Annotated in this window: 21 protein-coding genes; 12 read left to right on the top strand and 9 right to left on the bottom strand. The window is 68.5% G+C overall.

What is annotated here, in order from left to right:
- Position 1: 1 nt before the first annotated feature.
- Both DEQ67_RS07170 and mvaD read right to left on the bottom strand, forming a co-directional pair.
- Entirely contained in the window at positions 2-1,135 is a 1,134-nt protein-coding gene (locus DEQ67_RS07170; RefSeq protein ID WP_115802559.1) for an NAD(P)/FAD-dependent oxidoreductase, read from the bottom strand.
- A 75-nt stretch (positions 1,136-1,210) separates the two neighbouring features.
- A complete protein-coding gene (mvaD, locus tag DEQ67_RS07165; protein ID WP_006600310.1) occupies positions 1,211-2,185 on the bottom strand; it encodes a phosphomevalonate decarboxylase MvaD in 975 nt (324 codons plus the stop codon).
- Positions 2,186-2,739: 554 nt separating this feature from the next.
- On the opposite strand from mvaD, the gene DEQ67_RS07160 reads away from it, so the two are divergent.
- Positions 2,740-3,180, top strand: coding sequence for an SRPBCC family protein (locus DEQ67_RS07160; RefSeq protein WP_115859934.1), 441 nt, complete (start codon positions 2,740-2,742; stop codon positions 3,178-3,180).
- Positions 3,181-3,231: 51 nt separating this feature from the next.
- Here the strand turns inward: DEQ67_RS07160 and DEQ67_RS07155 are convergent, their stop codons facing one another.
- From DEQ67_RS07155 to DEQ67_RS07145, 3 genes are all read right to left on the bottom strand, one after another.
- Positions 3,232-3,885 (bottom strand): hypothetical protein, encoded by a 654-nt coding sequence (locus DEQ67_RS07155; protein WP_115802557.1) that lies wholly within the window; start codon positions 3,883-3,885, stop codon positions 3,232-3,234.
- Between the two features lie 110 nt (positions 3,886-3,995).
- On the bottom strand, positions 3,996-4,577 hold the full coding sequence (locus DEQ67_RS07150) for a flavin reductase family protein (RefSeq protein ID WP_115859936.1): 582 nt from the start codon (positions 4,575-4,577) through the stop codon (positions 3,996-3,998).
- A 145-nt stretch (positions 4,578-4,722) separates the two neighbouring features.
- Entirely contained in the window at positions 4,723-5,154 is a 432-nt protein-coding gene (locus tag DEQ67_RS07145) for a DoxX family protein (RefSeq protein WP_004043530.1), read from the bottom strand.
- Positions 5,155-5,522: 368 nt separating this feature from the next.
- Between DEQ67_RS07145 and DEQ67_RS07140 the strand changes: the two genes are divergently transcribed.
- The 3 genes from DEQ67_RS07140 to DEQ67_RS07130 all read left to right on the top strand — a co-directional run bounded on the left by DEQ67_RS07140 (position 5,523) and on the right by DEQ67_RS07130 (position 7,863).
- On the top strand, positions 5,523-6,200 hold the full coding sequence (locus DEQ67_RS07140) for a winged helix-turn-helix domain-containing protein (protein ID WP_115802555.1): 678 nt from the start codon (positions 5,523-5,525) through the stop codon (positions 6,198-6,200).
- A gap of 40 nt (positions 6,201-6,240) precedes the next feature.
- Positions 6,241-7,074 (top strand): DUF429 domain-containing protein, encoded by an 834-nt coding sequence (locus DEQ67_RS07135; protein ID WP_115859937.1) that lies wholly within the window; start codon positions 6,241-6,243, stop codon positions 7,072-7,074.
- A 345-nt stretch (positions 7,075-7,419) separates the two neighbouring features.
- Positions 7,420-7,863, top strand: a complete 444-nt coding sequence (locus tag DEQ67_RS07130) for a hypothetical protein (protein ID WP_004043533.1) — start codon at positions 7,420-7,422, stop codon at positions 7,861-7,863.
- A 12-nt stretch (positions 7,864-7,875) separates the two neighbouring features.
- On the opposite strand, the gene DEQ67_RS07125 is transcribed toward DEQ67_RS07130, so the two are convergent.
- Positions 7,876-8,115 (bottom strand): hypothetical protein, encoded by a 240-nt coding sequence (locus DEQ67_RS07125; RefSeq protein ID WP_004063426.1) that lies wholly within the window; start codon positions 8,113-8,115, stop codon positions 7,876-7,878.
- A gap of 79 nt (positions 8,116-8,194) precedes the next feature.
- Complete coding sequence (locus tag DEQ67_RS07120) at positions 8,195-8,479, bottom strand: acylphosphatase (RefSeq protein WP_004043535.1); 285 nt, start codon at positions 8,477-8,479, stop codon at positions 8,195-8,197.
- Positions 8,480-8,653: 174 nt separating this feature from the next.
- On the opposite strand from DEQ67_RS07120, the gene DEQ67_RS07115 reads away from it, so the two are divergent.
- The 6 genes from DEQ67_RS07115 to DEQ67_RS07090 all read left to right on the top strand — a co-directional run bounded on the left by DEQ67_RS07115 (position 8,654) and on the right by DEQ67_RS07090 (position 17,036).
- Entirely contained in the window at positions 8,654-10,015 is a 1,362-nt protein-coding gene (locus tag DEQ67_RS07115; RefSeq protein ID WP_115859939.1) for a phosphopentomutase/phosphoglucosamine mutase, read from the top strand.
- Positions 10,016-10,195: 180 nt separating this feature from the next.
- Positions 10,196-11,332 carry a BMP family lipoprotein gene (locus DEQ67_RS07110; RefSeq protein WP_004063430.1) on the top strand — a complete coding sequence of 379 codons (1,137 nt, stop codon included), beginning with the start codon at positions 10,196-10,198 and terminating at the stop codon, positions 11,330-11,332.
- 224 nt (positions 11,333-11,556) lie between these two features.
- Positions 11,557-13,116 (top strand): ABC transporter ATP-binding protein, encoded by a 1,560-nt coding sequence (locus tag DEQ67_RS07105; RefSeq protein ID WP_006600312.1) that lies wholly within the window; start codon positions 11,557-11,559, stop codon positions 13,114-13,116.
- A complete protein-coding gene (locus tag DEQ67_RS07100) occupies positions 13,113-14,381 on the top strand; it encodes an ABC transporter permease (RefSeq protein WP_115891258.1) in 1,269 nt (422 codons plus the stop codon). The genes DEQ67_RS07105 and DEQ67_RS07100 overlap by 4 nt, the downstream gene beginning before the upstream one ends.
- The gene (locus DEQ67_RS07095; protein WP_004063432.1) at positions 14,378-15,481 is read left to right on the top strand and encodes an ABC transporter permease; all 1,104 of its coding nucleotides are present in this window, start codon (positions 14,378-14,380) and stop codon (positions 15,479-15,481) included. The genes DEQ67_RS07100 and DEQ67_RS07095 overlap by 4 nt, the downstream gene beginning before the upstream one ends.
- A gap of 139 nt (positions 15,482-15,620) precedes the next feature.
- On the top strand, positions 15,621-17,036 hold the full coding sequence (locus DEQ67_RS07090) for a geranylgeranyl reductase family protein (RefSeq protein ID WP_008605842.1): 1,416 nt from the start codon (positions 15,621-15,623) through the stop codon (positions 17,034-17,036).
- On the opposite strand, the gene DEQ67_RS07085 is transcribed toward DEQ67_RS07090, so the two are convergent.
- Positions 17,011-18,207: a sensor histidine kinase gene (locus DEQ67_RS07085; protein WP_115891259.1), complete on the bottom strand. Its 1,197-nt coding sequence runs from the start codon at positions 18,205-18,207 to the stop codon at positions 17,011-17,013. The genes DEQ67_RS07090 and DEQ67_RS07085 overlap by 26 nt on opposite strands.
- 129 nt (positions 18,208-18,336) lie before the next feature.
- A complete protein-coding gene (locus tag DEQ67_RS07080) occupies positions 18,337-19,620 on the bottom strand; it encodes an amidohydrolase (RefSeq protein ID WP_115802549.1) in 1,284 nt (427 codons plus the stop codon).
- Positions 19,621-19,748: 128 nt separating this feature from the next.
- Here DEQ67_RS07080 and DEQ67_RS07075 point away from each other — a divergent pair, with 128 nt between their 5' ends.
- Entirely contained in the window at positions 19,749-21,299 is a 1,551-nt protein-coding gene (locus DEQ67_RS07075) for a Na+/H+ antiporter NhaC family protein (protein WP_004043545.1), read from the top strand.
- Positions 21,296-21,559: a DUF7513 family protein gene (locus tag DEQ67_RS07070; RefSeq protein WP_004063445.1), complete on the top strand. Its 264-nt coding sequence runs from the start codon at positions 21,296-21,298 to the stop codon at positions 21,557-21,559. The genes DEQ67_RS07075 and DEQ67_RS07070 overlap by 4 nt, the downstream gene beginning before the upstream one ends.
- Positions 21,560-21,618 lie beyond the last annotated feature (59 nt).

Here is a 21,618-nt window from a genome sequence, read left to right as displayed (position 1 = left end):
GTCAGGCGTGCAGTTCCTCGTCGACGAGGTCGACCGCCCGCGAAATCGCGCCGACCGAGGTGAGATGGCCCGCCCCGACGGTGGCTTTCATGGCCTTCGCGGCCTTCCCGCGGAAGATGCTCGGGCCGACCTGCGCGACCGCGCCGTCACCGACCGAGACAATCCAGCCGGGGACTTCGAAGCGATACGGGTCGGGCCGCGGGGCGAACTCGTCTTCGTCGCCGCCGGTCTCGAACTCGACCTGCGCGGCGATGTTGCCGGCGACGGTCTTCGCCTCGCGGAGCGCCGCGGAGGCGCTCGCCGGCACGGGCTCGCCGTCGGCGTCGACCGCGCGGGCCGCGTCCCCGACGACGAACGTCCGCCGGTCGAGACGGAGGTCCGCCCTGACGGCGGGGCGCTCGCCGCCCATCGCGTCGTCGCCGGCGATGCCGCCGGTCCAGACGAGCAGGTCGTAGTCGATGTCGCCGGTGTCCGCCTCGACGGTCGCGTCCGTCACCGACTCGACGGTCGTCTCGGTCCGAATCTCGACGCCCCTGTCGAGGAGTTCGTCGCGGACCGCCCGCCGGAACGACGCGTCGAACGACGGCGCGACGGCGTCCAGTTGCTCGACGAGGACGATATCGGCGTGCGCGCCCTCCTCGTCGCGGAGCGCGGCGAGTTCGCCCGCGACCTGCACGCCAGACAGCCCCGCGCCGCCGACGACGACGGTGCCGCCCTCGTCGCAGTCGTCGAAGAAGCGCGTGCGGATGGTTTCGGCGTCCGCGACGCGCTTCAGCGGGACCGAGTGGGCTTCGAGGCCGGGGATGCCGTAGTAGGCGGTCTGCGCGCCCAGACAGACCGCGCAGTAGTCGTAGCCGAGGGCGTCGCCGGCGGCCAGTTCGACGGTTCGCGCGTCGCGGTCGACGCCGGTCACGCGGTCGACGACGACCTCGGCGCGGTCGAGCGCCTCGTCGAGGGGGACCTGAATCGCGTCGGCGACCGCCGGCCGCCGAATCGCGCGGTGGACTTCGTGTTGGACGAGGTGGTGCGGGGAGTCGTTCACCACGGTCAGGTCGGCGTCGGCGGGGAGTCGGCGTTCGAGGTCGCGGGCGAGCGTGAGGCCCGCGTACCCGGCACCGAGAACCAGGACACGCATGGCTGTTCCGTCGGGCGCGAGAGAAAAGAGGGTGACGGCGGTCGCGGGCGCGGTACGCGGCGGTCGGCCGCGCGCTCAGAACAGCGCCTCGGACTCGTCGAGCACCTCGGCGGGGCCGCCGACGCCCCACACGTCGGTCTCGACGCCGCAGTCCGCGACGGCTTCCTCGACGCGGTCGACGTGCTCCTCGGTCGTGTTGATGTAGACGCTCGCGCCGGTGTCGGTCGAGAAGTAGACCGGCACGTCCTCCTCGTTTCGGAGCCTGCGGACGGCGTTGAAGACGGCGATGGTGCGCGGTTGCCAGTACACCCAGCCGGCGGGGCCGGTCATCGTCGTCGCCGCGAGCGACAGCGAGTCGTGCTCCGCGAGTTCGAAGGCGGCGTCGAAGTCGCCGTCGTACAGCGCGTCGCGCATGTCGTCTATCTGGGCGTGGATGTGGGCCATCCGCGCCTGGAACATGTGGCTGTCGGCGGCCTCGGCGTGGGCCTGCTCGGTCTCCTTGTAGGCGGGGACGTGCGCGGCGACGATGCGCAGGTCGTCTTCGAGGTCGGTCTCGATGCGCTCGGAGCGGCAGTCGGTGTCGTTCATTCCCGAGTAGAGGTGCGAGAACGCGCCCGTGACGGCGCGGGCGGCGGACGCCGACCCGCGGCGGGCGATAGTCGAGACTTCGGGGCGCGTCATGTCGAGGTCGGCCGCCTCGGAAAGCGCCATCGCGGCCGCGGCGAACCCGGACGCCGACGACCCGAAGCCGATGTTCGATGGGAAGGAGTTCTCGCTTTCCAGTCGGACCCGGTGGTCGAAGCCGGCCAGCTCGCGGACCCGGTCGACGACGGCTTGGATGCGCTCCGCGCCGCGGCCCTCGACTGCCTCGCCGCCGATGACGTAGACGTCCTCGTCGGCGTCGGGGCGGAACTCGACGGTCGTCTGCGTGTGGCTCGGTGCCGTGCAGACGCTGATGCTGTCGTGGTACGGCATTCGGCGCTCCGTGTCTCGCATCCCGTGATACTTCACGAGGCCCTGAATCGGGTGGGCCTTGGCGGTGGCCTTCATGTTCGAACGCCCGTCGGACTCGGGGTTAAACGTCCCGATAGGCGTCGGCTCCGGCGGCTCACGGTGAAAATCGGTCGGAAATCGAGTGCGCGCCGGCGGGACGGCCGGCGCGGGTCGGTCGCAATCGGTGCGCAGGAAGGTGGCACGGTCTCCCTCTCCCGCGGGAGACGGTCGAGTTCGATGCAGTCGGTCGGTTGTGTGTGTGTCGTCGTATCGTGGTGACGGTATCGTGGTTGAGTAGCTGGATTCGCTCCGATTGGTTGGTTAGTCGGTTCGTTACGGTGCAGTCGGTTCGTTACGATGCGGTCGGTTTGTTGCTGTTCGTCGTCGTGCGAGTGGTTCTGCCCGGCTTATTCCGTGGACTCGGATTCGTGTCCTCGCTCCCAGACGTTCGTGACGCTCTCGCCTGTGGGCGGTGTGTGGCTGACGTCTCGCATCGTCGCATTCGGGCGGTCACTTGTGTTGCTCATGTGTTGCCTTGGTAGTTGCTACCACGATTCGTGGATAAAGATTTCGGCGGTGTTATATTACGACTTATTAGCATACTAGGAGATATGAGGGGAGCGTCGAGTCGGACCCGAACGCGCGTGGAGCGAACGCCTGGCGGGCGTCGTCTGGTCGTCTCTCGGCGGATTTCGGCTCCCGCGGCGGCGGCGTGGAACGTGTTGGTGTCGGTCGCAGACTGGCCCGACTGGGGACCGAGCGTGTCGGGCGTCCGCGGCGTCGACGGAGGAATCGAGGCGGGGAGTCGCGGCGAGGTCCGCGTCGCCGGCGTCTGGGTCCCGTTCAGCATCCAGACGTGCGACGACGAGTCCCGTCGGTGGACGTGGCGCGTGGCCGGCGTACCGGCGACGGGGCACCGCGTCGACCCGGTCGGTCCCGAACGATGTTCGGTTTCGTTCGAAGTTCCCGTGCTCGCGGGGCCGTACGCCGCGGTCTGTGCGGTCGCGCTGCGCCGAATCGAGCGACTCGCGAAGCGGCGCGCTCGCGGGTGAGGCGGGCCGAGAACACGGGAGCGCGTGAGTTCGAAACCGAGCCAGAGCCACTCAGAACGGGCCGAACAGGACGAGCGCGGCGACGACCGCCACCACGACGACGGCCGCGACGAGGAGCGCGAGCGCCCGACCGGAGCCGGCGTTTTCGGCTTCGTCCGCCTCCGCCGCGGCGCGGGCTTCCTCGGCGTCTATCTCGTCGAGAATCTCCTCGAACTCCGGTTCGTGTGGCTCGTGATACTCGTCGATGACGTCCTCGTCGAGGTCGGCGTCTTCGAGCGCGTCTACGAGGTCGGGAAGCGCCACGAGGTCGATGGGGCGTTCGACCTCGTCTGGGTCGACGAGGAGCGCTCGGTCGCCGTCCTCGTCGGGTTCGTCGAGTTGGTCGTCGGCCGCGAACGCGAGGGCGAGCGTCTCCATGGCCTGCTCCTCGTCGCCGGTCGTCAGGAGCGTCCCGTCGATGCCGCGGTCGGCGCAGCGCTCGGCGAACGTCTCGACGCTCCGGGCGTCGAACGCGGCTTCCACGTCTATCCAGACGACTTCGGTCGGTTGCGACTCGTCTCCGGGGGCCGAAAAGAGGAACGTCCGCCCGTCGCGGTCGCTCCGTTTCGTCCGCTCCCCGCGGGCCGCACGGACCCGCTCGACGACGGTTGCCGCGTCATCAGTATCGAGAAACGAAAGCACGCTCGACAACGACACGTCGCTCATCGGTTCGAAAGACTCCGTATCCCGCGATAAAGCTTCGCGCCCCATTATCAATTTACGATAACGGGCGGGCAGCCGGAGCGGGTTCGTCGGAGCGGGTTCGTCGGAACAGGTCAGTCCGGGCGGACGAGTTCGAACCGGTCGTCCGTCGTCGCGTACTCGTTGCCCGCGAGGCGGCCGACCGTATCGAGTTTCCTCGTGTCGAGTTTGCCGTCGGTCAGCACCTCGTCGGCGACGTGCGCGTGGACGACCTCCCCCAGGACGAGCGTCGAGGAGCCGACCTCCATGCTGTCGTAGAGGGTACACTCGAAGGCGACTTTGGCGTCGGCGACGCGCGGGGCGTCGACGCGGACGGCCTCGGCCTTCTCGATGCCGGCGTGGTCGAACTCGTCGACGCCCGGCGGGACCGTCGCGGCGGTCTCGTTCATCGCTTCCACGAGGTCGCGGGTGACGACGTTGACGACGAACTCGCCGCGCGAGATGGCGTTTCGCGGCGTGTCCTTCAGCGACGGCCCGCGGCCGACCGGCGCGAAGACGAGCACCGGTGGGTCGACGCTGGCGACGGTGGAGAAACTGTACGGCGCGAGGTTGTCGGCGTCGTCGCCGCGGGTGCTCACCCACGCGATGGGCCGCGGGACGACGGCTCCCGAAAGCAGGCGGTACGGGGAGCCGAAGGCGTCGGGCGCGCCGTCCATCAGCGACTCACCTCCGCGGGCGGGCGTGGTCGACTATTCGGCGGGCGACGAGGGCGTGTCGAATCCGGTCTTGGGTCGGTCACGAATGAGTGTGTGGTGGGTTCGGAGGCCGATGAATCTGTGGGACGGCGTCGGCTCGGCCCGGTCAGAACAGCGTCAGGCCGATGGCGTAAGACCACGTCGTTCCGCTGAGCGCGAGGAAGACGAGCGCGCCGCCGAGCATGACGAGGTTCTTCAGGAAGCCGGTCATCTCGGACTCCCGTTGGTCCTCGGGGACCGCCCAGAAGTCGTGGAACACCGGCGTCCCCACGATGAGGAAGACGGCGACGGCACCGGCGGCGAGCGCGGGGAAGACGCCGAGCGCGATTCCGAGGCCGCCGAAGACGAGCATCCCGCCGGAGACGACGACGCCGAGGCGGGGGGCCGGCAGGCCCTTCATCTCCGCGTAGCCGGTCATGTGGTCGAGGTTCAGGAAGTGGTTGAGCCCCATGAACGCGAGCACCGCGCCGAAGAGGACTCGCGCGAGGAGGAACGCGATGTCCGCGCCGGGGGACGCGAACTGGAGCGCGACGCTCATCTCGGCACCTCCGTCGCGTCGGCGGTCGTGCGGCGGTCCGTCGTCCGGAGTACTACTATCATTGCGTTACCTGGTACGAGACCGAACTGATATATGTGTTTGCGGACATACATGTCACCGGGTAACCGCGCAGGTAGCCGGTTACGGCGGCGTCACCCGCGGGCCAAACAGCGCGCTGCGAACCGACGGTGCATTCCGGTCGAGGCACATTCGGGGTTCGGGAGTGTCTGAACGTTCCGTTCTCGGACCGTATATGGTACATATATAGTAGCGTTGTCCGACCCTCGAAAGATATACCCCGCTTGCCATTGCATATCAAAGCGGGACGTGTCAATCATGATGAAAACGACCAGCGGAGAGTCTCGTATATGACCGAGACGTGGGATTCCGCGGGGTATATCGCAAGCTCACGGTACCGACTGGCCGTGTGCCGATATCTCTCGGAGCACGGGTCGGGACTGCCGTCTCGAATCGCGGCGGAGTCCGACCTCGCACAGCCGCACGTGTCTCGGGCGCTCTCCGAACTTCGGGAGCGGGGCATCGTCGAACTGTTGGTTCCCGAGTCGCAACAGAAAGGGCGTCTCTACGGGCTGACGGACCTCGGTGAACTCGCCTACGAGCGGGTCGCCCTCGACCAGGAGGCCGAGATTACCGTCGTCGACGACGGCGAGTTTCCCGCGCCCGAACTGACCTCGGAGTTACAGGAGGCGTACGGGGACGCACTCCGAGCGGTCGCGTGGTGTGAGCCGGTGCAGACGCGGATTCGCTTCTTCGAGCAGTCGCTTCTCGACCGCTACGACGAGGACACCGTCAAGACGCTCGTCGCGACGCTCACGAACGAGGAGGCCATCGACCAACCGCTCGAAGACCTGCCTATCGGCGGGCCGGAGCTCGTCGCGTTCGCCATCGACAACACGCTCATCGTCCGGGTGCCGCTCGAAGACGGCGTGAAACTGCTCGTCTCGCTCGACGCGAGCATCGACGTGACGCTCAACGAACTCCGCGATTCCTGTCGGCAGATGTCGGCCGTGGCGCTCGACTCCTGAACCCAGAGCTTTTCTCTCGCTCCACGACGTAGCTCGGCCCGTGCCACAGCGATGCGTTTCCCCCGCGGTCGGCGTCGACGGCTGTCGGGCCGGCTGGGTGTGCGCCGTCGCCGGCGACGGCCTCAGCGTGCGAGTCGTCGCGGACTTCGACGCCGTCTGGGACCTCGCCCGCGAGCGAGACGCCCGGCGGGTGCTCGTCGATATCCCCATCGGGCTGCCCGAATCCGACCGCCGCGCGTGCGACCGGGCGGCCCGCGAGCGGCTCGGCTCCCGCGCCGCAACCGTCTTCTTCGCGCCCGTTCGGTCCGTCCTCGACGCCGATTCCCACGAGGCGGCCAGCGCAGCGAACCGCGAGCGGACCGGGGCGGGCCTCTCGATTCAGGCGTGGCACCTCGTGCCCAAGATTCGCGAGGCCGACGCCGTTCTCCGCGAGGCGCCGCGCGCCCGAAGCCGAGTGTTCGAATCCCATCCCGAACTCGCGTTCGCCGCGTTCGCCGGCGACCCCCTCCCGGAACCGAAGTCGACGCCCGAGGGGCGCGCCCGCCGCCTCGACGTGCTCGGGACGGCGTTCGGCGGATGCGATGGTCGGAACGGTGACGGCGATGGCGACAGCGACGACGGTTCGGAAGCCGACGCGACCGACGACCGGGAGTTCGACGCCGAGCGCGCCTACCGCGAGACGCTGGACCGGACGCTCCGCCGCGACGTGGCCCGCGACGACGTGCTCGACGCGCTCGTCCTCGCCGCCGCGGCCCGACGCCCCCTCGCAACGCTCCCGAGCGACCCGCCGACAGATGCCGTCGGACTGGAGATGGCGATTCGCGTCCCGACGGACGAGCCACCTCCGCGAACAGAGTTTGACAACCATGCATAATTATTCACGATAGCTGGAAGCACACTAGTATATAGTCAATAATAGTGTGTGGTATTCTCGGAGGAGAAGATATTTATGTGCAGTGTTCAATCGAATAAGTGGCGTGGCCGCTGCCGCCACCACAGAATACCCAGCCCAGCCCAATGCGTGATTCAGTGCCAGCACGCAGTCGGTCGCGCCTCCCGCTGCCTCTACTCGGGTTCGACGACCCCGCCCCGGGCTCGAACCCGACCGTTTCCACGTACTGAGCGGCTGCCTCGGTCGGCGCGTCGCCCGTTCCCGCCCGATTTCGAGCCCCGGCTCTCCGGCCCGAAGCTACATCTCCGACCCATCCTAACCCCGCGTATGTACACCGGCAGGACGGACCAGCCCTGCTGTCTCTGCGACGACCCGAAGACCGTCGCTCGCATCGCGGTCCCCCCGCGGGCGGTGACGCTCATGGAGAACGCCGCCCCCATCGCGTGGCGCGACATCGTCGGGGACGTGACGCTCCAGTTCTGCGAGAGCGACTGGGAACTCGTCACCGAGTTGGTGTTGGACCTCGGCATGCACCCCCTCTCGCGGTGTAACGTCGCCCGCGCGGACTTCAGCATCCGCGAGGACTTCGAGGCGCTCCTGAACAGCACCCGCGACGAACCCGACCAGACCGAACAGGAAGACCGTCTGCTCGCCGAGGCCCGCGCCGTCATCGACGACGCCGACGACCCGATGGTCGAGGAACGCGACCTCGTGGAGGCCCACGTCGTGGTTCGGGCGATGGCCGAACTCGGCGTCGACCGACCCGCGTGAGTCGGCCCCCGCTCACGCGCCGGTTCCCACGCCGAACAGCCGCGTCGACCCCCACGTGAGCACGACGATGCCGGCGACGAACACCGCCAGCGCCGCCATCATGGGAAACGGGTCGAGCGACGGCCCGCCGAGGAACGGCCCGCGGACGATGAGAAACGACGTGCCCATCGAGAGGCCGAGGCCGACGCTCGTCACGAGCGTGAAGAACAGTTTTGCGACGCCGAGTCCCCGCGTGTCGGTCCGGAAGCGCATGGGAACACGTCCCCCGAACCCCGCTTGAACGATTTGGCCGTCTCGCTGATGTTATCGCGCGGTTGTCGAGTTCCTCCGGTCAGCGCTCGATGCGAAACCCGGTCTCGCCGTCCGGTTCCTCGAAGGTAACGTCTACGTCCTCGACGGTCGCCATCGGACTCCCCTCGTGGCACCACTCGACCATCGCCTCCACGTCGTCGCGGGGGCCCTCGAAGACGGCCTCGACGCGACCGTCCGAGAGGTTCTTCACCCAGCCGTCGACGCCGCGGTCGCGGGCGGTGTCGCGGGTCGTCGCCCGGTAGTAGACGCCCTGTACGTGTCCCGAGACGTAGACGTGCGCGCGGGTTCGACCGTGTTCGCTCATGGCTCCCGATTCGACGCCCGCCCTCAAAGGCGTGCTGCCTCGGGCGGTCGATTCGGCGGTTCGCCCGGGAGCCGATTTTCGTCTCGGGAGCGCCCCCCGACCGTCCCGTGCGGCCGCCTCGCACGCGTCCCCCGAACCGTCAGCATCTAAGTACGACCCCGTCAACGCTGGACTATGGAACTCTTCGGCACCGCCGGTATCCGCGGGAGCGCGACGGAGCGAGTCACGCCGGAACTCGCCCTCAGCGTCGGCCGCGCCGCCGGCCGCGCCGCGCTCGAATCGGACGCCTCCGCCGAGTTCGTCGTCGGCCGCGACGGACGGACGACCGGACAGGGCCTCGCCGCCGCCGTCGAAGCCGGCCTGCTCTCCGCCGGCGCGGACGTGACCCGGGTGGGCGTCGTCCCGACCCCGGCGCTCGCGTTCGCCTCGCGTGGTCGCCGCGGCGTCATGCTCACCGCCTCCCACAACCCCCCGACGGACAACGGCATCAAGATGTTCGTCGACGGGCAGGAGTACGACCGCGACCTCGAACGCGACATCGAGACGCGGGTCGGGGCGGACGCGCCCCCGACCGACTGGGACGACTGGGGCGCGACGGGGACGAGCGGCGTCCTCGACGCCTACCGCGACGCAATCGTCGAGTTCGCGGGCCAGCACGGGGCGGACCTCGACGGCCTCTCCGTCGCCGTCGACTGCGGCAACGGGATGTCGGCGCTCGGCACGCCGCAGGTCCTCCGCGACCTCGGCGCGCGCGTCGTCACGCTCAACGGGCAGATAGACGGTCACTTCCCCGGGCGCGAGTCGAAGCCGACGCCCGAGACGCTCGCGGACCTCATCGCGTTCGTCGCCGACGGCGACTTCGACTTCGGCATCGGCCACGACGGCGACGCCGACCGCATCGTCATCATCGACGGGGACGGCGAGGTCGTCCACGAGGACACCGTCATCGCCATCGTCGCCGAGCACTACGTCCGCGTCTCCGACGCCGAGGACCCCGTCGTGGTCACGACGCCGAACGCCTCGGGCCGCATCGACGAGCGGGTCCGCGAGGCCGGGGGTCGCGTCGAACGCGTCCGCCTCGGCGCGCTCCACGAGGGCATCGCAAGCGCCCGCGCCGACGGCGGCGACGTGGTGTTCGCGGCCGAACCGTGGAAGCACGTCCACCCGTCGCTCGGCGGTTGGATAGACGGCGTCGCCTCCGCGGCGCTCGTCGCTCGCCTCGCCGCCGAGTCCGGCATGGCCGGCCTGCGCGAACCGGTTACAGAACGCCCGTATCGCAAGGTGAGCGTCCCCTGCCCCGACGAGAACAAGCGGGCGGCGATGGCGGCGCTCGAAACCTCGCTCCCCGAGGCGATGGCCCCCGAGTCGGTCGACACCGAGTACGGCGTCAGACTGGAGTTTGCCGACGCGTCGTGGACGCTGGTCCGCCCGTCCGGCACGGAGCCATACATCCGGGTGTACGCCGAGGCCGACGACGTTGACGCGCTCGTCGACGAGGTGACGGCCGTCGTCGAGGGCGAAATCGAGGCCGCCTGACGGACGCCGAGCGACTTCGGCGCGGTCGACGCCGCCGACGGTCGGGGGCCGACGCCCGCGACCGTGAGCCGACGGTCCTCGACTGGGATGTGCAAACGTGGTGATGCGACGCCGCTGAAACCGCGAAACGACACCTTTATGGAATTTTCGAGGCCCCTGTCTCAATAGGAGTTCATAGATATGGACAGACGTTCTTTTGTTAAAGCGGCAGGGGTCGCGGGTATCGCGGGCCTCGCAGGTTGTACGGGCGGTCCGTCAGAGGGAAGCGAAGAGACGACGACGGCCGAGCAGACGACCGAGGAGTCCGGCGGCGAGGAGACCACCGCGGCCGAGCAGACGACCGAGGAATCCGGTCCGGCGGCCAACGTCGGCATGGTCTACGCGCTCGGCGGTCTCGGTGACAAGTCGTTCAACGACGCCGCGAAGCGCGGCATCGAACAGGCGGAGTCGGAACTCGGCATCGCCTACGACGAGGCACAGCCCTCGGCGGCCGAGGAGTTCCCGCAGTTCCAGCGCCGGTTCGCGCAGTCGTCGAACCCGGACTACGACCTCGTGTCGTGTATCGGCTACGCGCAGCGCTCCGCGCTCTCCGAAACCGCGCCGAGTTTCTCGGACCAGCAGTTCATGATCGTCGACGACGTTGTCGACGAGGACAACGTGGCGAGCTACCTGTTCCGCGAGGAGCAGGGCTCGTTCCAGGTCGGCTACCTCGCTGGTCTCATCACGACCCAGGAGTTCTCTGCTGGCTCCGGTTCGACGACGGCCGACTCGAAGAGCGTCGGCTTCGTCGGCGGCACCGAGACCGACCTCATCCGCAAGTTCCAGGCCGGCTACGAGGCCGGTGTGGCGCACGCGGACGAGGAGATATCCGTGGACGTGGCCTACGTCGGGTCGTTCTCCGACTCCGCGAAGGGGAAGGAAATCGCCACCTCGATGTACGACAACGGCGCGGACGTCGTCTACCACGCGGCCGGCGGCAGCGGCCTCGGCGTCTTCCAGGCGGCGAAAGAGCAGGGTAAGTTCGCCATCGGCGTCGACTCCGACCAGTCGCAGACCGAGCCGAACTACGCCGATGTCATCCTCGCCTCGATGGTCAAGCGCGTCGAGTCGGCGGTGTACACCTCCGTCGAGAACGTCGTCAACGACGAGTTCAACGGTGGTTCCACTACGACCCTCGGCCTCGAAGAGGACGGCGTCGCCGCCGTCTACGGCGCGGAACTCGGGTCCGAGATTCCGCAGGACGTGAAGGATTCGCTCTCGGAGTCCCGCGAAGCCATCATCGCCGGCGACATCGAGATTCCGACGACGACCGAGTAACGCCACGCTCGACACACGCAGTTTTTTCGACGCCGCGCGCCGAGCGACAGGAATCCCGAACTTCGAGGACAATGTTGCCTCTTTCACACCGCAGTCGGTCGAATATGCTCGCGGGTTGAACGGTTCGAACTCCCCGAGAACCGCCGCAACGCTCCGTGTGGACCACTCCCGCGTCGAGTCGAATCCCACGAGTTTAAGCGAACCCCCCCGAAAAAAGGCTCAAGATGAGCACCGCTGTTCATCTCGACGAAATCACAAAACGGTTCCCCGGCGTCGTGGCGAACGACGACGTGGACCTGACCGTCGAGCGCGGCACGGTGCACGCACTTCTGGGAGAAAACGGGGCCGGCAAGACGACGTTGATGAACATCCTCTACGGGCTCTACGAACCCACGGAGGGGACCGTCCACGTGGACGGAAAACCGCGGGACTTCGATTCGCCCGCGGACGCAATCGACGCCGGAATCGGTATGATTCACCAGCACTTCATGCTGGTCGACCCCATGACGGTCGCCGAGAACATCGTCCTCGGCAACGAACCGCGCAAGTGGTTCGGCACGACCGTCGACCGGGAGCGTGCGCGCCAGGAGGTCATCGACCTCTCGAACCGATACGGATTCGACGTGAACCCCGACGACGCCATCGAGGACGTGAGCGTCGGCGTTCAACAGCGCGTCGAAATCTTGAAAGCACTCTATCGCGGGGCCGACATCCTCATTCTGGACGAGCCCACCGCGGTCCTCACCCCGCAGGAGGTCGAAGAGCTGTTCCGCGTCTTCGAGGAGCTGACCGCACAGGGCAAGACGATTATCTTCATCAGCCACAAGCTCGGTGAGGCCATGCACGCCGCCGACGACATCACCGTCCTCCGAAACGGGAAGAACGTCGGCACCGTGAAGGCCGACGAAACGTCGAACGAGGAACTCGCCGAACTGATGGTCGGCCGCGAAGTCCTCCTCGAACCGAAGGCCGAACCGCAGGAGCCGGGCGACGAGGTGCTCTCGGTGCAGCGGCTCTCGGCCACGGACAACCGCGGCGTGCCCGCCGTCTCGGACGTGTCGTTCGATATCCGCGAGGGCGAGGTGTTCGGCATCGCGGGCGTCGACGGCAACGGTCAGTCGCAGTTGGTCGAGGCCATCACCGGCCTGCGGACGCCGACCGAGGGCTCGATTTCCTACAAGGGCCGGGACATCACCGACGCCTCGCGTCGGTCCCGCATCGACGACGGGATGGCGTACGTCCCCGAGGACCGCCACGAACGCGGGCTCGTGATGGACTTCGACCTCGTCCAAAACGGTATCCTCGGCAGCCAGCACAGCCCGCCGTTCGCCGCCGCCGGCCGAATACACTGGTCCGACGCGCGCGAGCACACCGAGCGAATCATCGACGAGTACGACGTTCGACCGCCGCACGCCGACGCCGACGCCGAGTCCTTCTCCGGCGGCAACCAACAGAAGTTCATCGTCGGCCGCGAGTTCGAACGCGACCCGGACTTCGTCGTCGCCACCCACCCGACCCGCGGCGTGGACATCGGCGCGATGGAGTTCATCCACGAGCGGCTCTTGGACCTCCGAGCGGAGGGGAAGGCGATTCTCCTCATCTCCTCGAAGCTCGACGAGGTACAGGGCCTCTCGGACCGCCTCGGCGTCATGCACGACGGCGAACTCATGGACATCGTAGACCCACGCGACACCACCGAAGAAGAGATTGGCCTGCTCATGGCCGGCGAACGCCCCGACGCCGGCGCGACCGATGCGGAACCGCCCGTGGGTGACGCCAAATGAGCGCGGGCGAAACGGCGAAATCCGTCCTCCGGCGGCTGACGGCCGCCTCCGCGACGGAGCGAATCCTCATCAGCTTCGCCGCGCTCGTCATGGCCGTGGTCATCGGCGCTGGCATCATCCTCGTCTCCGGCCGCGTCACGACGTGCCAGACCGCGGCGACGACGCTGTTCGGAACCGGGTTCTGTTACGACCCCGTCGAAGTGTATCTCGTGCTGTTCAACGGGGCGCTCGGCGAGCCGTTCCTCGTGAACAGCCCGGGAGTTCTCAAACCGCTCAACCCCGACTGGAACCCGCTGAACTTCGGGTTCGCGCTCACGCTCAAGGAGACGACGCTCCTCATCTTCACCGGCCTCTCGGTCGCCGTCTCCTTCCGCGCGGGCCTGTTCAACATCGGGACGCAGGGACAACTCGTCCTCGGCGGCCTCGCCACGGCGCTGTTTTCGTTCTTCGTCGCGCCGCTGCTCCCGTCCGGGCTCGTCGGCGGCCTCATCCTGATTCCGCTCGCGGTCATCGTCGGCGCGCTCGTCGGCGGTCTCTACGGGGCGATTCCGGGCGCGCTCAAGGCGTACGCCGACGCCAACGAGGTCATCACGACCATCATGCTGAACTTCATCGCGGCGCAAATCGCGTTCGTCCTCGTCAGCGAGTTCTTCGGCAACCCCGACTCGCAGGTCGTCGAGACGACGCCGCTTCCCGACTGGGCGACGCTCCTCCCGGTGGCGTTCCCGCAGGGCGGCGACTTCTCGCTTCTCGCGCTCGCGTTCGGCCTCGCGCTCGTCGTCGCCGTCTGGTTCCTGCTCGAACAGACCTCGTTCGGGTACGACCTCCGGACGAGCGGCGAACAGCCCGAGGCCGCCGAGTACGGCGGCGTCGACGCCAAGCGGACGACCGTCACGAGCATGTTCCTCTCGGGCGCGCTCGGCGGGATGGGCGGCGCTATCTGGGTGCTCATGGTCATGGGCAAGTGGCAGGCCGGCGTCCCCTCGCTCGGGTTCGACGGCATCACCGTCTCCATCCTCGCGGGGAACAATCCGTTCGGCGTCGTCCCGGCGGCGCTCCTGTTCGGGACGCTCAAGTCCGGCTCCCTCGCGGTCCAGTTCGGGACCGGCGTCCCGAAACAGCTCGTCGGCGTCCTCCGCGGGCTCATCATCCTGTTCGTCGCGATGCCCGAGTTCTTCCGCATGCTCGGCTCCGCCATCGACCTCGAACCGGACCGCGAGACCGTGGCCACGGACGGCGGCCGCCTCGGAGGTGACGACGAATGAGCACGACAACCATCGACCGACTCCGCGACACCGAACTGTCTTACAGAGCGACCCTCGTCGGCGGCGCGGTGAGCGTCTTCCTGCTCATCGCGCTGCTCGGCCTCGCGTTCCCGAGCAGTATCTGGGGTAACTTCCTCGCCATCCTCACGAGTCGGAGCACGCTCTCGTCGGCGCTGCGGCTCTCGGTGCCCATCACGTTCGCCGCGCTCGGCGGTATCTTCTCCGAGAAGGCCGGCGTGGTGAACATCGGACTCGAGGGGCTGCTCATCATCTCGGCGTTCACCGCGGTCATCACGACGGCCATCGTCGGCCCCGAGATGACCGTCGTCGGCCTCCCGGCCATCTGGATCGGCTTCTTCGCCGGCATCCTCTCGTCGGTGCTGTTCTCGGCGCTGTTCGCCGTGGTCTGCATCCGCTTCAAGGCCGACCAAATCATCGCCGGCCTCGCCGTCTGGCTCATCGCGCTCGGCCTCGCGCCGTTCGCGGCGACCGTCTACTACGGCGGCGTCAACACCGACAACCTCGGGACGACGCTCGGGACGTGGACGATTCCCGTCCTCTCGGACATCCCGTTTTTCGGCGCGTTCTTCGACGCCGACCCCGCGGTGTACATGATGCTCGTCGCGGTCCCGGCGTCGTGGTACGTCCTGAACCGCACGGCGTTCGGCCGCCACGTCCGCGCGTCCGGCGAGAACCCCAAGGCGCTCGACACCGTCGGCGTCGACGTGAGCCGCGTCCGCTACGCGGGCGTGCTCCTGTCGGGCTTCCTCGCCGGCATCGGCGGCTCCGCGCTGTCGCTCGGCCTCGGCCAGTTCGTCGGCAACAACCAGACGATGGTCAACGGGAAGGGCTTCATCGCCATCGTGGCGTTCCTCTTCGGGAACTACAACCCCGTCGGCGCGTTCGGCGCGTCGTTCCTCTTCGCGGGGCTGGAGGCCGCCCAGATTCGCCTCCAGCAGGTGCCCGGCTACGGCGTTCCCGACTCGCTCATCCAGACGATTCCGTACGTGACGGTGCTCGTCGTCCTCGCGCTCGTCGGCCGCACCCGCATCCCGGCCGCGTCGGGCGAACACTACGACACCGGCGACGACAACCGCTGAGCGACGCTCGACCTCTCGGATTCCCCGTTTTCAACCCCCGTCGAGCGCCGCGTCTCGTCGCGGTCGCCGCCCTCGGACTCGCCGCGCGCGGTCGGTGCGGGAGTAAAGAGTTTTCAGCCCGCGATATGGAGGTGATACCATGTCCACAGACGAGAACGACACCGCCGAGGACTCCTCGGCGAGCCCACGGACCCAGTCCGTGGACGTGGTGGTCGTCGGCGCGGGAACCTCCGGCTGTTACGCCGCCGCCACCATCGCAAACGCGGGCTACGACGTGACCATCGTCGAGCGAAAGCCCGAGGAGGAAGCGGGCCACATCGCCTGCGGCGACGCCCTGAAGGGCGCAGACGCCTTCCCCGAGGCGATTCCGAAGTCGAAAATCGAGCCGGCGTTCACCAACACCGAGGTCGACCACGGCCGCTTCGAGATTCCGCAGGAGGACACCGTCCTCGACATCCCGGTCCCCGGCGAACTCGCCGTCATCGACCGCTGGGAGTACGGCCGGCTCATCATCGAGGGCGCGGAGGAAGCCGGTGCTGACCTCCACTACGACACGGTCGTCCAGGACGTGAAACAGGACGACGACGGCACCGTCACCGGCATCGTCGCCAAGCACGACGGCGAGGTCGTCGAGTACGACGCCGACATCGTCATCGACGGCGCGGGCTCGCTGTCGCTCCTCCAGGACAAGGTGGACTTCTCCGACGCCACCTTCGACACGAACGTCTCCTACCAGCACTTCTCGTCGGCGTACCGCGAGGTCGTCGAGGTCCCCGAGCCCGTCGAGTGGTCGGACGCGCTCGTGTTCAAACCCGCCGAGGTCGCCGCGGGCTACGTCTGGTACTTCCCGCGGACCGAGACCGAAATCAACGCCGGTCTCGGCTTCCAGATGACCGAAGAGCCGATGAAGCTCGTCGACGACCTGAAGAGGGACCTCCGGGAGCGCCCCGAGTTCGAGGGCGCGGAGGTCATCGACAAGCTCGGTGCCGCCCTCCCGACCCGCCGCCCCTACGATTCTGCGACCGCGCCGGGCTACATGGCCGTCGGCGACGCCGCGGCCCACGTCAACCCGACGACCGGCGGCGGCATCGCCGGCGCGGCCTACGCCGGCAAGTACGCCGGCGAGCAGGCCGCTATCGCGCTCGACGCGGGCGACGTGAGCGAGGAGCTGCTGTGGCGCTACAACCAGCGCGTCATGGACCACTTCGGCGGTCGCTACGCCAGCCTCGACGTGTACAACATCCTCTCGACCGCCGTCGACGTGGACGACCTGATGGGTCTCATCGCCTCCATCCCCGGCGAGAAACTGGCCGAGGCGCTCTACTCCGGGACGACCTCGTTCGGCCCGGTCCTCCTCGCGCAGACCGCGGCGTCGAGCTACGGTCACTGGAGCCAGATTTACGAGTTCTTCAAAATCAAGCGTCTGGCCGACGAACTGTTGGCCCACTACGGCCGCTATCCGAGCCGGCCGAGCGCCCTCGAAGGGTGGCAAGTCGAGCGGGACCGCATCATGGACGACATCTACGAACTCACGGGCGCGGACCCGAAGTACTGACCTCGGACTCCGCCGCGAACGAGACGCCCCGGAACTCGAACCGCGCGCCCCCGTTTTTGCCGGTCGTCGCCGTCACCTCCCAGCCGTGAGCGTCGGCGACGCCGGCGACGATGGCGAGACCGAGACCGGTCCCCCGCGAGTCGGTGCTGTATCCCGACTCGAAGATGCGGTCTTGTTCTTCCGGCGGGATGCCGGGGCCGTCGTCCTCGACGAAAAAGCCGTCTTCGAGCGGGCCGACGCGGACGTTGACGCCCGGCGTCCCCCCGTCGGCGTCGGCTCTCGCCCGGCGGCCGCTCGCGTCGGCTGCGCTCTTGTCGGCGGCGGGAGACGGGGTCTCGGTCGGAACGTCGCGGCTCGCGGTCTCGTCTGGGGACTCCCGGCGGCTCGTCGAGCCGTGTTCGACCGCGTTCCGAAACAGGTTCTCGAAGACGGCGGTGAGCCGGCCCCGGTCGGCGAGCAGCCTCGCGTCGGCCTCGACGGTGAGTCCGGACGCCCCGAGACTGGTGTTCGTCACCGCGTCGGCGGCAACGGTGGCGAGGCTGACGGGTTCGACCTCGCCGACCTCCTCACCGACGCGGGCGAGTTGGAGCACGTCCTGAATGAGCGCCTCCATCCGGTCGTGGGCGTCAGCGACCGTCGAGAGGTGTTCGGTTCCGTGCCCCTCGCGGGCGAGTTCGAGTCGCATCTGGGCGACGTTCAGCGGGTTCCTGAGGTCGTGGGTGACGACCGACGCGAACTGGTCGAGCCGGTCGTTGCGGCGGCGCAGTTCCGTCTCGCGGGCGTCGCGGTGGGTCGACCACCGGACCGCGCCGACCGCGAGCGCGACCGACCCGACGAGGAGCGTCCCGTCCTCGAAGACGAGCGTGACCGCCTCGGGCTGAGCGACGACCTCGTCGACCGCGTCGCTGACGGCGTAGACGGCGAACAGCGCGGTCCCGGCGTACAGCGGCCGCCAAACCGTCGGCACGTGGCGGACGCCGCCGACGACGAACGCGCCGGCGACGGGAATCGGAATCAAGAGGAGTTCGACGGCGAACCGAAGCCAGTGGACCTCGGAGCTGTGGGGGAAGACGGCGACCTGGACGACCGCGACGCCGACGGCGATGCCGACGACTGCGAGACCCGGACGCAGGTCTGTGTCTTCGGTCGATTCACCGCCGAGGAACCCCATCGCTGCCGGCTATGCACGGGGGGGACAAATAACCGCTGGCGGTTCGTCGCGGGCTGTTCGGCCGGCCGTGCGCCGTTTCCGACGCGGTAACGCGGCCCGAGATGGCTCGAACGACGCGCTCGGACCGTCTTAGGGACGCTCGGTCGCAATTCGGTCGACGCTTGCGGCGAGCACGTCGACGGCGATGCGGATGGTCTCTTCGTCAACGTCGAACGTCCGGGTGTGGTGGCCGCCGGGGTGGTCCGTGCCGACGCCGACGTAGGCCGCCAGCCCGCCGCGGTCCTGGACGTGCTGCATGAGGTAGGTCGCGTCCTCGCTGCCGCCGAGGTCGTCGCGGTCGAGAATCGAGGTGACGCCCTCGACGCCCTCGCTCACGCCGCCGACGATGGCCGCGAGCGCGTCGTCGCTGCGGGCGCTCGGGGCCTTGCCCTCGACCCCGATTTCGACCTCGCAGTCGTGCATCGCGGCGGCCGACTCGATGACCGTGTGAGCGCGGTCTTCCATGTACTCCATGAGCTCCGTCGTCGCGCCGCGCACCTCGCCTTCGATGAACGCCTCCTCGGCGACGATGTTCGTGGCGGTCCCGCCGCCCATCAGGCCGACGTTGACGCGGGTCGCGCCGTCCGAGTGCCGGGAGATACCGTAGAGGTTCTGCGTGGCCGCCGCGGCCGCGAGGTTCGCGTTCTTCCCCTCCTCGGGCTTCGCGCCCGCGTGGGCCGGCGCGCCGGTGAACTCGGCGCGGAAGTGCGAGACCGCGAGGAAGCCGTCGATGCCGCAGACGACCTCGCCGGTCGGGTGGTCGAGACCGACGTGGAGCGCGAGCAGGTAGTCCACGTCGTCGAGGTGGCCGCCCTCGGCGACGGCCTTGCCGCCGGCGACCTGCTCTTCGCTCGGCTGGAAGAACAGCTTGAACGTCCCCTCGAAGTCGGAGTCGATGACGGCGTCGAGGACGCCGAGGCCGATTGTCGCGTGGGCGTCGTGGCCGCAGGCGTGCATGAAGCCCTCGTTCTCGGAGCGGAAGCCCTCGGCGGCCGGGAGGTGGTCGTCGGCCTCGGACTCGGGGATGGGGAGCGCGTCGATGTCGACGCGGAGGCCGACGGTCGGCCCCTCGCCGCGCTCGACGACCGCGACCGCGCCGGTGTAGCCGCCGGCGAGGCGGTCGAGTACGTCCTCGCGCGCGCCGGCCTCGCGGGCCCGCTCGACCCACGCGTCGAGTTCGGCGTCGTCGGGGACGGCCATGCGCTCGTCGGCGTCGAGCGTCTCGGGGCCGACGTAGAGCGCGTCGAGGTCGCGCGTCTCCAGTTCGTCGACGAGGCGGGCGGTGGTGTAGAACTCGCACCACGCGGGTTCGGGGTGGCGGTGCAGGTCGCGTCGAAGCGAGACGAGGTCGTCCATCGTCGCTCGGTGGCTCATGTCTGGACTCTTTTCCCCCGGCGATGATAAACGCTCCCGACGTTTCGTGGGCAAGAAACGCAAGTTTGGAAGAAATAGTTGGAGGAAATTCGTGCCTATTATATATCCCAGTCAAGCTCTGACAAACGATGCCAGAAGAACCGGACATCGAGCTCAGTTTCCGTGGCGGGCGCCTCGTGAGCGCCCTGCCCATCGCCCTGTTCATCGCGTGGGCGATTTTCCAGAGTGGTATCCTCGGTATCGGCGATACGACCGGCCTCGTCGCGGGGATGCTGACAGGACTCATCGCGGGACTGCTGTTCGTCCGGGGAGATTGGAAGGACTACGCGGACGTCATCTTCGCCGGCATGACCCGCCGGGTCGCCGCGACGGCGGTCGTCGCGTGGCTCTGGGCGGGCATGTTCGCAGAGACCATTCAGGTCGGCGGCTTCGTCGACGGCCTCGTCTGGGCGGCCACGGTCCTGAACGTCGGCCCGGGGCTGTTTCCGGCCGTGACGTTCCTGCTCGCGGCGCTCCTGGCGACCGGTATCGGCACCGGCTACGGCACCGCAATCGCCTTCACGAGCCTCGTCTTCCCGGCGGGGCTGCTCCTCGGCGCGAACCCCGTGTTGCTGTTCGGCGCGATTCTCTCCGGCGCGGTGTTCGGGGACAACCTCGCGCCCGTCAGCGACACGACCATCGTCTCCGCGGTCACGCAGGACGCCGACATCGGCGGCGTCGTCGCCTCTCGCGTGAAGTACGCCGTCGTCGCGGCGGCGCTCGCAATCGCGGCGTACCTCGTCGCCGGCTTCGGTATCCCCGGCGTCTGGGGCGGCATGCCGCACGTCGACGTGGCCGGCGAGGTCTCGGCGTCGGTGTCGCCGTGGGGGCTCGTCCACCTGCTCGACATCGCCGTGGTCATCGCCCTCGCCGTCCGCGGCCGACACATCATCGAGGCCGTCTCGTGGGGACTGCTCCTCGCGGCGGCGTTCAACGTCGCGCTCGGCGCGGCGAACCTCGTGGACGTGTCGGCCGGGAGCATGCTCCTGTTCAGCGCGCCGCAGAACGGCCTGACGCAGGCGGTCGAGGCGCTGCCGCTCCTCGGTGCCGTCGTCGAGACCGTCCCCGCGGGACAGGTCGGCGTCGGCGGGAGCGTCTACTCCGGCGCGGCCGGCTTCTTCCCGCTTATCGTCCTGACGCTGTTGCTCGTCGCGGGCGCGGAAATCATGCGCGCCGGCGGCGGCTTCGACGCGATTCAGGAACTCGTCATCGACCGCGTCGCCACGACGGTCCGCCGCGCGGAGACCACGATGGTCGTCGGGACAGCGCTCGTCAACGCGACGGTCACCATCAACACGGCGGCCGAAATCGCCATCGCGCCCTACATCGCCACGCTCGGCAAGCGCTTCAACATCAACGGCTACCGCCGCGCCAACATCCTCGACGCCAACACCTCGGCGCTCGGCTACATCTTCCCGTGGGGCGGCGGCCTCCTCGCCGGCTACGGGGCCATGCAGGGTCTCGTCGGCGGCGAGGCGACGCCGTGGTTCACGGCCGAGATGCTCGTAAACCCCGCGTCGGTCTTCCCCTACGTGTTCCACGGCTGGTTCCTCGTGGCGGTGTTCCTGCTCGCCGCGTGGACCGGCTACGGCCGCGAGTACGTCTCCGACCGCACGAGTGAGGAGGTGAGCCGCGTATGAGCCGCCTCGACAAGCTCTTGGCCGGCTGGACGTTCCGCACCGCGACGCCGACGTTCGAACCCGGCGAGGTCATCACGGCCTACATCAGCGAGCGCAACGGCGACGGCCTCACCGTCCGCATCGGCGACTCGGTCATCCGGGTCGAAGACGGCGAAGGGGCGGCCGTCGAGGACAAGGTTCGGCTGAAGGTCACGTCGTTCGACGCGACCAACCACGTCGGCACCGGCGACGTGGTCGAACTGCTCGGGCCGGACGCCTGAGCGACCAAAAGAGGGACAAAACCGGGGACCTGCGTCTTCGTCCGCGTTCCGCGGCCGCC

Source organism: Haloferax sp. Atlit-48N (genome assembly GCF_003383015.2).
Taxonomy (GTDB): Archaea; Halobacteriota; Halobacteria; order Halobacteriales; family Haloferacaceae; genus Haloferax; species Haloferax volcanii.
The sequence above is the reverse complement of the archived record's forward strand: the minus strand, read 5'-3'. Positions and strand labels throughout refer to the sequence as shown.